The organism is Caulobacter segnis ATCC 21756, from assembly GCF_000092285.1.
Classification (GTDB): domain Bacteria; phylum Pseudomonadota; class Alphaproteobacteria; order Caulobacterales; family Caulobacteraceae; genus Caulobacter; species Caulobacter segnis.
Genome location: NC_014100.1, coordinates 710,961 through 723,086, shown reverse-complemented (window position 1 = coordinate 723,086; position 12,126 = coordinate 710,961). Strand labels below are relative to the sequence as shown.

Below are 12,126 nucleotides of genomic sequence, written 5' to 3'. Positions count from 1 at the left end.
CTTTCCTCGCGGCCATTCAACGCTTAATAACTCCTACTAATAAGCGGCGACGACCGCATCGCGTCAGGGAGTTCGCGTATGGCCCATGGTGACTGCTGCTCTGGCGGCCCGCGGACGGGATGGCCCCGGCGCTACGTGATCGCCGGCGCCCTGGGCGCGATGGCCTCGACCCCGGTCCTGGCGGCCGCCGGCAAGGGCGCCAAGGCCGGCCTCTCCGCCTTCGACATGCGCGACGTCGACCTTCTCGACAGCCCCTTCCTGCACGCTCAGCGCCAGACCGAGGCCTATCTGCTGTCGCTGGAGCCCGACCGCCTCCTCAGCGCCTTCCGCACCAACGCCGGTCTTCAAGCCAAGGCCCCGCCCTATGGCGGCTGGGAGTCCGAGGCCATCTGGGCCGACATCAACTGCCACGGCCACACCCTGGGCCACTACCAGTCGGCCTGCGCCCTGATGTACCGCTCGACCGGCGACGCGCGCTTCAAGCAGCGGGTGGACTATGTCGCCGACGAGCTGGCCGCCTGCCAGGCCGCCTCGAACTCGGGCCTGGTCTGCGCCTTCCCGAAGGGCCCCGCCCTGGTCGAGGCTCACATCCGCGGCGAGAAGATCACCGGCGTGCCCTGGTACACGCTGCACAAGGTGTTCGCCGGTCTGCGCGACGGCTGGCGCCTGGCGGACAGCGAGACCAGCCGCGTGGTGTTGCTGCGCCTCGCCGATTGGACGGTCAACGCGACCGCGCCCCTGTCGGACGCCCAGTTCGAAACCATGCTGGCCACCGAGCACGGCGGCATGAACGAGGTCTTCGCCGATCTCTTCGCCCTGACCGGCGACACGCGCTATCGCACCGCCGCCGAGCGCTTCTCGCACAAGGCCCTGCTGACGCCGCTGTCCCAGGGTCGCGACACCCTGGACGGCCTGCACGCCAACACCCAGATCCCAAAGATCATCGGCTTCCAGCGCGTCCACGAGGTCACCGGCCAGGGCCCCTATGGCGACGCCGCGCTGTACTTCTGGCGGACGGTCACGCGGACACGCTCGTTCGCCACCGGCGGGACGGGCGACGGCGAGCACTTCTTCCCGAGGGCCGATTTCGAGAAACACGTCTTCTCGGCCAAGGGCTCGGAGACCTGCTGCCAGCACAACATGCTGAAACTGACCCGCGCCCTGTTCGCTCAGGACCCGCGGGCCGAGTACGCCGACTACTACGAGCGCGGGCTCTACAACGGCATCCTGGCCTCGCAGGACCCCGACAGCGGCATGGTCACCTACTTCCAAGGCGCGCCGGCCGGGCTACATGAAGCTCTACAGCACCCCGGTCGACTCGTTCTGGTGCTGCACCGGCACGGGCATGGAGAACCACGCCAAGTACCGGGACTCGATCTACTTCCACGACGGCCAGACGCTGTACGTGAACCTGCTGATCCCGTCGAAGGTCGCCTGGAAGGCTCACGACGCCACCCTGACCCAGACCACGACCTTCCCGGACGAGCCGACCACCACCCTGCGCTGGGGCCTCAAACGCCCGACCGCCCTGACGCTGAAGCTGCGTCACCCGGGCTGGAGCCGCACGGCGACGGTGCTGGTCAACGGCAAGGTCGCCCTACGCTCCCAGACCCCAGGCCTCCTCGAGGTCGCGCGCACCTGGAAGGACGGCGACACGGTCGAGCTTCGCCTGGAGATGCGGACCGGCGTCGAGACCGATCCGGCCTCCAAAGACATCGCCGCCTTCACCTACGGCCCGCTGGTGCTGGCCGGCGCCCTGGGGACCGAAGGCCTCGCGCCTGGCGCCGACATCGTCGTCAACGAGCGGCTCTACGGGAAGTACAACGACGGGCCATTCACGCCGCCGACGCTCTCGGGCGAGCCCGCCTCGGTGGCCGCTCGCATCCGCCCCACGGGCAAGCCGCTGGAGTTCACCGTGACCTCGGCGGAGGGCGGCGCGGTGCGCCTCGTCCCCTATCACCGCATCGCCCACGAGCGGTACGCGACCTACTGGCGGCTGAGCGGGGCTTAAGCCTCCGCGATCGCCGCCCGCACCGCCAGCGCCTGGACCGTCTCGCGCACGTCATGCACGCGGACCGCAGCCACGCCGGCGGCGGCGCCGGCCAGGTGCGCGGCGAGCGAGCCGCCCAGGCGGTCGTCGGCCTCACGCGCCGACGGGTCGACGCTGGCGATGAACCGCTTGCGGCTGGCGCCCAGCAGGATCGGATAGCCGAGGGCCACGAACCTCGGCAGAGCCGCCAGCAGGGCCAGGTTGTGCGCGGGGGTCTTGCCGAAGCCGATCCCCGGATCCAGCCAGATCTTCTCCTTGGCCACCCCGGCGGCCATGGCGGTGAAGGCGCGGGCCAGCAGGAAGGCCTCGACCTCGGCGACCACGTCGTCATAGCGGGGGGCGTCCTGCATGGTGCCCGGCTCGCCCAGCATGTGCATCAGGACGACCTCGCAGCCCAGCTCGGCGGCGACCTCGGGGGCGTCGGGCGAGAAGCGCAGGGCGCTGACGTCGTTCCAGATCGTGGCGCCGGCCTTGACCGCCGCGCGGGCGACGTCGGGCTTCAGGGTGTCGATCGAGATCGGAATGGCGCTGGCGGCGCGCGCCGCCTCGATCACCGGGACCACCCGCCGCATCTCCTCGAACGCGGACACCGGCGTCGCGCCAGGCCGGGTGCTCTCGCCGCCGATGTCGAGGATGTCGGCGCCCTGGGCGATCAGCCGGCGGGCGTGCTCGACGCCGTCGGCGGGATCGAAGAACCGTCCGCCGTCCGAGAAGCTGTCGGGCGTGACGTTGACGATCCCCATCACCTGGGGGCGCGGAGCGGCGGGGCGGGCGGCGGGGCTCATGCCCCGACGTTTAGCCCTCGCGCAGCATCCGGTCGATCCGTCCGGTCAGATCGGCGATCGCGAACGGCTTGGTCAGCACCTCCATGCCGTGCTCGATGTGGCCGTGGTTCAGGACGGCGTTCTCGGCGTATCCGGTGATGAACAGCACCTTCAAACCGGGCCGCAGCGCCCGGGCGGCGTCGGCCACCTGGCGACCGTTCAGCCCTCCGGGCAAGCCGACGTCGGTGATCAGGAGATCGACACGACGCCCGCCCTGCAGGATTCGCAGGCCCGCCGCGCCGTCCTGCGCCTCGATGCAGGCGTAGCCCAGCTCGCCGAGGGCGTCGGTGACCAGCATCCGCACGGTCGGTTCGTCGTCGACCACCAGCACGGTCCGGTCGGCATGGCTCTGGACGGCGTCGAGCGGCGCGGGCGCCGGCTCCTCGTCCTCGGCGCCCAAGTGACGCGGCAGATAGAGGCACACCATCGTGCCCTGGCCGACCTCGGAATAGATCCGCACGTGGCCGTTCGACTGGCGCGCGAAGCCGTAGACCATCGACAGCCCCAGCCCCGTGCCCTGGCCGATCGGCTTGGTCGTGAAGAACGGATCGAAGACGCGCTCCAAGGTCTGCTTGTCGATGCCCGAGCCGGTGTCGCTGACGCAGGCCGAGACGTACTGGCCCGGCTCCAGGCCTTGCTCGCGGGCGCTGCGGTCGTCGAGCCAGCGGTTGCCGGTCTCGATCGTGATCCGCCCGCCGTCCGGCATGGCGTCACGCGCGTTGATGCACAGGTTCAGCAGCGCGTTTTCCAGCTGGTTGGCGTCCACCAGCGTCGGCCAGAGCGCCGTCGCGGCGACCATGTCGACCTCGATGGAAGGCCCCACTGTGCGGCGGACCAGCTCCACGAAGTCGGCCATCAGCCGGTTGATGATGACGGCCTTGGGGGCCAGGGTCTGGCGGCGGGAGAAGGCCAGCAGACGGTGGGTCAGCGCCGCCGCCCGACGCGCCGCGCCCTGCCCGGCGGCGAGATAGCGCTCGACATCGCCGGTCCGCCCCTGGGCCAGCCGCGCGCCGATCATCTCGAAAGCGCCCGAGATGCCGGCCAACAGGTTGTTGAAATCGTGGGCCAAGCCGCCGGTCAGCTGGCCCACGGCCTCCATCTTCTGGGCTTGGCGGAGCGCTTCTTCGGTGCGCTCGCGCTCCTCCAGCGCTTCGGCGATCCGCGCCTCCAGCGTCTCGTTCAGGTGGCGCAGCGCCGCCTCGGTGCGCTTGCGGTCGGTGACGTCCTGGAACAGAACCGCCACCTGCTTCAGCTCCGGCGGTTCGATCCGGAACGATGACAGAGACAGATGACGCCCGGTGGCGACCAGTTCCTGCTCGAAGCGGATCGGTTCGCCGGTGCGCAACACCGCGCCATAGCGGGCGACCCAGGCGTCGGCCTCGTCCGGCACCATCTCGCGCAGCTTCTGGCCCACCACGTTGGGAATGCCCGCGTGCCGCTCATAGGCGGCGTTGGCCATGATGTGGATGTAGTCACTGTTCGGACCATGCGGCCCGTCGAGGAACTCGATGACGCAGAAGCCCTCGTCCATCGACTCGAAGAGCGCGCGGTAGCGACGCTCGTCGGCCAGGCGCGCCCGATCGTCGAGCACGCGCGTGGTGATGTCGTTGCAGTGGACCAGAACGCCGCGCACGACGCCGTCCTCGTCGCGGACCGGCGAGGCCAGAAGGTTGCACCACGCCTCCTGGCCCAACCGGATGAACGGTACGCCTTCCAGCACCACGCTTTCGCCCAGCCGCCCCCGCGCCAGCAGCTCGGCGCCCTGCGCGATCGGAAAGGCCTCGACGAAAGGGCGGCCAAGGGCGTCGGGCAGCCCCAGCATGGCGCGCGCGGCGTCATTGTGGAGGGTGGCGGCCGTCTCCCCCCAGGCCAGGAAGGTGGGGATCGGCGAGACCAGCATCATCCCGGCCGCGACCTTGAGCGCGGCGGGCCAGGCCGAGGGCGGCGGCAAGGCGGCGTCCGTCCAATCGCCCGCGGCGATGGCGGCGCCCATCCGTCCGCCTCGCGCCAGGAAGGCGCCGTCACTGGCGGAAAGGACGCTCACGCCAGCCGTGTCGTCATTGCCCCTTGTGACCATCGATCCGCGTTCGCCCCCGCCGCGAACTCGCGGTGAAGCTTGAACGACCTCGTTGAGAACTGGTTGCAGCTGGACAAGAAAAAAGCCGGCCCTTGCGAGCCGGCTTGATCCTTGGAAGCCCGGAGAGCGTCAGGCGGTGACGCTGGCGCCCGCGCCCGGCGAGAGGGGGACCAGAGACGGGGCGACGATCGTCTCCCGGGTCTCTTCCTCTTCCCGCTTGGGCGCCACGCCCTTCAGCACGCCGGCGATCTCCTCGCCCGAGAGGGTCTCGTACTCCAGCAGGGCCTTGCCCAGGGTGTGCAGGTCCTCGATCTTCTCGGTCAGGATGCGGCGAGCCTCGTCCAGGCCGTACTGCACCAGGCGCTTGACCTCGCTGTCGATCATGCGGGCGGTCTCTTCCGAGACGTTCTGGGTGCGGGCGACGGAGTGGCCCAGGAAGACCTCGTCCTGGTTGTCGCCATAGGCCACCGTGCCCAGCACGTCGGAATAACCCCAGCGGGTGACCATGTTGCGGGCCAGGTCCGTGGCGGCCTTGATGTCGCTGGACGCGCCGGAGGTGATGTTCTCCTTGCCGAAGATCAGCTCCTCGGCCACGCGGCCGCCCATCATGATGGCCAGGCGGCTGGTCATCTGCTGGTACTTCATCGAGTAGCGGTCGCCTTCCGGCAGCTGCATGACCATGCCCAGGGCCCGGCCGCGCGGCACGATGGTGGCCTTGTGCACGGGGTCGGCCAGCGGGACGTTCAGCGCCACGATGGCGTGGCCGCCCTCGTGATAGGCCGTCAGCTTCTTCTCTTCCTCGTTCATGGCCATCGAGCGGCGCTCGGCGCCCATCATGACCTTGTCCTTGGCCTGCTCGAAGTCGCTCATGGTGACCATGCGGCGGTTCTTGCGGGCGGCCATCAGGGCGGCTTCGTTGACCAGGTTGGCCAGGTCAGCGCCCGAGAAGCCCGGGGTGCCGCGCGCCAGCGTCTTGACGTCGACGTCGGCGGCCAGCGGCACGTTCTTCATGTGCACGCGGATGATCTTCTCGCGACCCGAGACGTCGGGGTTGGGCACCACGACCTGACGGTCGAAACGGCCCGGACGCAGCAGGGCCGGATCCAGGACGTCCGGACGGTTGGTGGCGGCGATCAGGATGATGCCTTCATTGGCCTCGAAGCCGTCCATCTCGACCAGCAGCTGGTTCAGAGTCTGCTCGCGCTCGTCGTTGCCGCCGCCCAGGCCGGCGCCGCGGTGGCGACCGACGGCGTCGATTTCGTCGATGAAGATGATGCAGGGGGCGTTCTTCTTGGCCTGCTCGAACATGTCGCGCACGCGGCTGGCGCCGACGCCGACGAACATCTCGACGAAGTCCGAACCCGAGATGGTGAAGAACGGCACGCCGGCTTCACCCGCGACCGCGCGGGCGATCAGGGTCTTACCCGTACCAGGAGGACCGACCAGCAGGGCGCCCTTCGGGATCTTGCCGCCCAGGCGCTGGAACTTGGCCGGATCCTTCAGGAAGTCGACGACCTCCTGCAGTTCTTCCTTGGCCTCGTCGACGCCCGCGACGTCCTCGAAGGTGATGCGGTTCTTGTTCTCGGTCAGCAGGCGGGCCTTGGACTTGCCGAAACCCATGGCGCCCTTCGCGCCGCCCTGCATCTGACGCATGAAGAACAGCCACACGCCCACGATCAGCAGGATCGGCAGCAGTTGGATCAGGATGGCCAGGAAGCTGATCGAGCCGCTCTTGAACTTCACGTCGGCGTTCTTGGCGACCATGCGGTTGACCAGCTCGTCGGAGTCGAGCGGGGCGTTAACGGTCAGCACCTTGCCGCTGGCGTCCTTGGCCTGGACGACCTGGCCGGAGATCTCGGCCGACTTGATCTGGCCGGCGTCCACCTGCTTGAGGAGCTGCGAATAGCTGATTTCGCCGCCGCCCTTCGTCCGCGCGTTCTGGCTGACGAAGAACACCCCCATCAGCGCCGCCACGATCACCAGCCAGATGGCTGCGTTCCGGAAATTCATTCGGTTCGTCTTCCCAACGATAGGTCTTCGCCCCTCAAGATAAGGGCTCGTGAGCGGTTGCGCCACGGACGTGACATCAGGTCACGCATTCTTGGTCGTAAAGGCCGACCGCGGCCTTCAAACGATCCAGAACGAGCAAACGCGCACGCCCTCCCCCTTCGGCTGCAAAATCCCGGCCGTCAAGCACGGGCGAACAGGGCGCCGCGCCTTGCCGCAGGATCAGTGGCGAGCTTGGCCGCACCGCCGCGGGCAGCGTCACCAGCCGCGCGCGCTGGTCAGGCGAGAGGCTAGAGGCCCGGCCCTTGAGCGCGACGACGGTCAAAGGCTCCACGCCCGCGGTGATTTCCCAACGGCCATCCCAGACGCCGGTCTCGCCCGGCGCCAGCGAAAGGGGCGCGAGGCCGCCACGCGCCGTCTCGCCGGCGTCGCGGCAGATGAGGGCCATCTCGCCGGCCTCGATCCGGGCGCCGGACAGCGTGGCCGTGAAGCCCTCGCCGCTCCGCAGACGCTGGAGCAGGCGCTCCAGCCGCTCGCCGCGCGGCGGCCGCTCGGTCCCGGCCGCGCACAACAGGGCGGCGGCGAGGTGCGCGGCCGCGATGTCGCGCGGCAACCGGACGGCGCCGGCCTCGTCGATGGAAAACAACGGCGGCCGCCGCTCGACGTCCGGCTCCGGCGCGACGATCTCGGCGCCGCTAGCCCGGGCGCGCGCCCGGGCGTAGCGGAGATCGACGTTGGCGGGGTCCTCCAGCCAAGTTTGGCCCTCGGCGGCCAGCGCCGCCCTGATCTCTCCGCGCGTCAGGAACAGCAGCGGTCGCAGCAGGAAGACGTCGCGCCCCTCCGGCCAGACCGGCGACGGCGACCACGCGCGCGGGTCGGGAACGGTGGAGCCCTCGGCCCGCATGGCCGCGCTCTCGGCAAGGTCGCTGGCGGTATGGCCGAGCAGCAGGACCTTGGCGCCGGCCTCGCGGGCGGCTTCGGCCAGCAGGGCGTGGCGCGCGCGACGGGCGGCGGCGGGAAGACCCGCGGCGGGTTTGGGCCCCGTCCAGGCCAGCGCGCGCGCCTCGGCGCCCAGCGCCCGGGCCTTCTCCACCGCCTGGGCGGTCCAGCGCGCGCTATCGGCCTGCAGTCGGTGATCGACGACCAGGGCCAGCACGGGCCGGCCGCTTGGCCGCGCCCAGTCCAGCGCCGCCTTCAGGAGAAACAGGGAGTCGCCGCCGCCGGAGAAGCCGACGGCGAGGGGGGCGGAGGAAGCCGCGTCGAGGCGGCGGTCGAGGACCGCGCGATGGCCCGTGTCTAAGAGCACTTCGCCGCGACGCGGGTCGAGGCCGCCCGCGAGGTCACTTGCGACGAGGCCTTGGGGTAACGCTTGGAGAGCTCGTCCAGGGTCCGGCAGGCTTCGGCCGTCTTCTTGAGGGCCACCATGGAGCGGGCGAGCTTCAAGGTCGCGTCCGGCCCCCAGGTGGTCTGCGGCCAGCCGCGGATCGCGCCGATATAGGCGGCGGCGGCGTCGGTATAGGCTTCGCGCACGAACAGGGTCTCGCCCAGCCAGTAGCGGGCTTCCGGCGTCTTGGCGTTGTCCGGATAGTTCGTGACGTAGGCCGAGAAGGCCTGCTCGGCGTTGGCGTAGTCGCCGTCCAGCAGCAGCTGGCGGGCTTGCTTGAACGCCACGGCCGGATCGGCCGGCGGCGGGGGCGGCGGCGGGACCGCGCCGTCGGCGGCCGGGGCGGCGCCGGCGGCCAGTTGACCGTTCGCGGCGGCGGCTTGCAGGTCGGCCAGGGTCTTCTCGATCGCGGCCAGGCGCTGCTCCAGAGCATCGGCGCGAGCCTTCTGGTCGGCGGCGGCCCTGTTGGCCTTGGTCAGTTCGAAGGTTACGGTCTCGTTCTGGCCGTTCAGCTTGGTCAGCGTCTGCTCCAGATCGGTGACCCGGTCGTTCAGGGCGGCGATCTGGGCGTCGGTCTCGGCCGGCTGGACCACGACGGGCTTACCGGTGTCGCGGCCCTGGAAGACGATCGCGCGCAGCTCGCGCACCACCTTCTCCATCCGCTCCACGCGCTTGGCCGAGCGGTCGTCCAGCGGATCGGCCGCCGGCAGCGGGGTCTGAGCCACCGCGACGGCGGAGGCCGAGGAAAGCAGAACGGCGAGCAAGGCGGATTTCAGCTTCATGACCGTGATGTACCGGGAGCTAGCGGACAAAACTAGGGCGGCATCTCGGTGAGACGCCGCCCCATTTTAGCTCAGCGCTTAGCGGGCGCCGTCCGTGATGGCCGTGTGGCCGTTACGGTTCTTGGCCCAGGCCTCTTCGGTCGAGCCGGCGTCGATCGGCTTTTCCTTGCCGAACGAGATCGTTTCGATCCGCGAGGCCGACACGCCCTGGGCGATCAGGAAGTCGCGCACGGCGTTGGCGCGGCGAGCACCCAGGGCCAGGTTGTACTCGCGAGTGCCGCGTTCGTCGGCGTTGCCTTCGATACGGACCTTCACCGAGGGGTAGCGGTTCAGCCACTGGGCCTGCCCGGCCAGGACCGGCTGGCCGTCGGCGCGGACCGAATATTCGTCGGTGTCGAAGTAGACGCGGTCGCCCACGTTGACGACGAAATCTTGAACCGAGCCCGGCAGCGGGCCTTGGGCGACCGGCGGGGCCGGCGGCGGGGTATAGGGCGCGGGCGCCGGAGCAGCCGGCGGCGCCTCAGGGGCCGGCGCGACAGGCTGAGGCTTCGGACGCGAAGCGCAGGCGGCAAGCGAGGCGGCGGCCACGCCGACGAGCGCCAGTCTAACGGCGCGCTGGGTGTCGAAGCTCATCCAGTTTCTCCTCAAGTCAACAAACTCTGGACCTGATCCATACCTGCGACATGCCTGGAATGGACCTGCTAAATGTCTGACCATACCTCACAATGATGTCAGAAGGCCGTCAGACGACGCCAAACTCTTCCGTAAGAGAACGCCCGGCGTCCAGCGTCGCCGAGTTAGAGCCCAGGGAACGCGCTCGCAAGGCTAAGGTTGCGTCATCTGGCGATTTGTCAGTCCAGAAGCGGCGACCAGGCCGGATCCGAACCCGAGCCGTTATAGGCGGCCGGCCGCAGGATCCGCCCGGTGATGTCCACCGTCCAGAGCTTGGGATTGCCGCCGCCGCCTTCGCGGAAGAACATCAGCACGCGACCGTTCGGCGCCCAGGTCGGACCTTCGTCGAGATAGCTGGTGGTCAGCAGGCGCTCGTCGCCGCCGTCGGGCCGCATCACGCCAATGTGGAACTGGCCGCCCGTCTGCTTGGTGAAGGCGATGAAGTCGCCGCGCGGGCTCCACACGGGTGTCGTGTAGCGGCCGCCGCCGAACGAGATGCGGCGCACGCCAGACCCGTCGGTGTTCATCACGTAGATCTGCGCTTGGCCGCCCCGGTCGGAATTGAACACGATCTTCGTCCCGTCCGGCGAGAACGAGGGCGAGGTGTCGATGGAGGGATCGGTCGTGATGCGCGTGGTCGAGCGGCTGCGCAGGTCCATCACGTAGATGTCGCTGTTGCCGTTCTTTTCGACCGAGAACGCCACCTTGCCGCCGTCGGGCGAGAAGCGCGGGGCGAACACCATGCCGGGGAACTTGCCGACCGTCTCCTGGCGGCTGGTCTCCAGGTTCAGCAGGTAGATCGAAGAGCCAGTCGGCCGCAGGGCCATATAGGTCAGCTCCTGGCTGGTGGAGCTGAAGCGCGGCGTCATGACGATGTACGAGCCGTCGGTCAGGTACTGCGGGTTGGCGCCGTCCTGGTCCATGATCGCCAGGCGCTTGATGCGGTTGAGCTTCGGGCCGCTCTCGGCGACGAAGGCCACGCGGGTGTCGAAATAGCCCTTCTCGCCGGTCAGCCGCTCATAGACGGCGTCGCTGATCTTGTGGGCCACGCGCCGCCAGTTGTCGGGCGTCGAAGAGAACTGCAGGCCCAGCAGCTGCTGCTGGCTGAACACGTCCCACAGGCGGAAGTCGACGCGCAGGCCGCCATCGGGGCCCACCGTGACCTGGCCGTTGATCAGCGCCTGGGCGCCGGTGGTCTGCCAGTCGGGGAAGCGCGGCTGGATGTTGACGTCGGACAGCTTGTCCGCAACGCCCGAGACGTTCAGCGGCTGGAACAGGCCCGAGCGCTCGAGATTGCCGCTGATGACCTGGGCGATCTCGGCGCCGCGCGTCGCGCCCGAGAAGGCCGGGATCGCGATCGGCATCGGCTTGACCGCGCCGGCGTTGATGTCGACCTCGATCTGCGCGGCGGCCGGCGTGACGAAGGCCGCGCCGCTCATCAGGGCGGCGACCATCAGCAACAGGGCTCTTAAGCGCATCGGGGTCTCCTTCTTCACGACCGTTCCCGGCATCAACGCGAACAGGCCTGTTTTGCGTTGAAGTTGAGGGCGATTTTCTGACCGTACAGGTCCGACGGCAGGTAAGCGAACGGCGAGGCGGCGAACAGCGCGCGGATGGCGCGGTCCGAGGCGGCCTTGACGACCGGATCAGGCGAGCTGGTGCCTGGCGACTCCGGCTGGCCGACGACGCGGCCGCCCGGCCCGATCACGAACACGACGCGGACATTGACGTTGGCGCCGCCCTCGACCTCGCAGTTGGGATTCCAGCGATCCTGGACCTCTCCCTGCAGGCGGCCCAGCGCCGAGGCCGAAAGACCGGTGGCCGCGCCCAGGGCGGGACGCGCCGAGACCGAGGTCTCCTGCCGCGCGGGCCCCTTGGCCGCGTTCGAGGTGGGCTTGCCGGTCGCCTTCTTGGTCTTGGCGATCGTCGCTTCGAGCGAGGCGAAGAAGTCGTTGTTGTCGGTCTTCTTCTGCTGGGTCGGCTTGGCCGGCGTCGGAGTCGGCGCGGGCTTGGGAACCGGCGTCGGCTTGGGCGGCGGCGCGGGGGCGGGCGTCGGGGTCGGCGCGGGCGTCGGGGCCGGCGGCTGCGGCGTCGCCTGCGGTTCGGGCTCCGGCGCCTGGGCGGTCTGCTCGACGGGCGCTTCCTCGGCCGGGCGGACGTTGGTCGGGCCGTTGGTGACGATGGTCACCGGCACCGACTCGCCGATGGTGATCGGCTTCGACGACTTCCACGGCAGGCCGAACGCGATCAGGGCCGCGACCGCGCCGTGCAGCGCGATCGAAGCCAGGAGGGCCGGAGAGACCCGTTGTTCGCGGCGGGCGATCATGGCG

General features: G+C 69.6%; 9 protein-coding genes and 1 pseudogene. 2 read left to right on the top strand and 8 right to left on the bottom strand.

From position 1 onward, the window contains the following. Window positions 1-78: 78 nt before the first annotated feature. Together CSEG_RS23685 and CSEG_RS23680 are read left to right on the top strand one after the other, a co-directional pair. A pseudogene (locus CSEG_RS23685) lies at window positions 79-1,218 on the top strand (beta-L-arabinofuranosidase domain-containing protein); the annotation flags it as partial. A 73-nt stretch (window positions 1,219-1,291) separates the two neighbouring features. Further along, window positions 1,292-2,011, top strand: a complete 720-nt coding sequence (locus CSEG_RS23680) for a glycoside hydrolase family 127 protein (protein ID WP_208854796.1) — start codon at window positions 1,292-1,294, stop codon at window positions 2,009-2,011. Here the strand turns inward: CSEG_RS23680 and folP are convergent. From folP to tolA, 8 genes are all read right to left on the bottom strand, one after another. Then, on the bottom strand, window positions 2,008-2,835 hold the full coding sequence (gene folP / locus CSEG_RS03450; protein ID WP_013077875.1) for a dihydropteroate synthase: 828 nt from the start codon (window positions 2,833-2,835) through the stop codon (window positions 2,008-2,010). The two genes, CSEG_RS23680 and folP, sit on opposite strands and share 4 nt — an antisense overlap. 10 nt (window positions 2,836-2,845) lie before the next feature. After that, window positions 2,846-4,867 (bottom strand): hybrid sensor histidine kinase/response regulator, encoded by a 2,022-nt coding sequence (locus CSEG_RS03445; protein WP_013077874.1) that lies wholly within the window; start codon window positions 4,865-4,867, stop codon window positions 2,846-2,848. Window positions 4,868-5,080: 213 nt separating this feature from the next. Further along, window positions 5,081-6,961: an ATP-dependent zinc metalloprotease FtsH gene (gene ftsH, locus CSEG_RS03440; RefSeq protein ID WP_013077873.1), complete on the bottom strand. Its 1,881-nt coding sequence runs from the start codon at window positions 6,959-6,961 to the stop codon at window positions 5,081-5,083. A 76-nt stretch (window positions 6,962-7,037) separates the two neighbouring features. Beyond that, window positions 7,038-8,264, bottom strand: coding sequence for a tRNA lysidine(34) synthetase TilS (tilS, locus tag CSEG_RS03435; protein ID WP_013077872.1), 1,227 nt, complete (start codon window positions 8,262-8,264; stop codon window positions 7,038-7,040). Beyond that, entirely contained in the window at window positions 8,255-9,124 is an 870-nt protein-coding gene (gene ybgF, locus CSEG_RS03430) for a tol-pal system protein YbgF (protein WP_013077871.1), read from the bottom strand. Before ybgF ends, tilS begins: the two co-directional genes overlap by 10 nt. A gap of 78 nt (window positions 9,125-9,202) precedes the next feature. Beyond that, window positions 9,203-9,772: a peptidoglycan-associated lipoprotein Pal gene (gene pal, locus CSEG_RS03425; RefSeq protein ID WP_041538163.1), complete on the bottom strand. Its 570-nt coding sequence runs from the start codon at window positions 9,770-9,772 to the stop codon at window positions 9,203-9,205. 203 nt (window positions 9,773-9,975) lie between these two features. Further along, a complete protein-coding gene (gene tolB, locus CSEG_RS03420) occupies window positions 9,976-11,274 on the bottom strand; it encodes a Tol-Pal system beta propeller repeat protein TolB (protein ID WP_041538454.1) in 1,299 nt (432 codons plus the stop codon). 32 nt (window positions 11,275-11,306) lie between these two features. Beyond that, window positions 11,307-12,122, bottom strand: coding sequence for a cell envelope integrity protein TolA (gene tolA, locus CSEG_RS03415; protein WP_013077868.1), 816 nt, complete (start codon window positions 12,120-12,122; stop codon window positions 11,307-11,309). Window positions 12,123-12,126 lie beyond the last annotated feature (4 nt).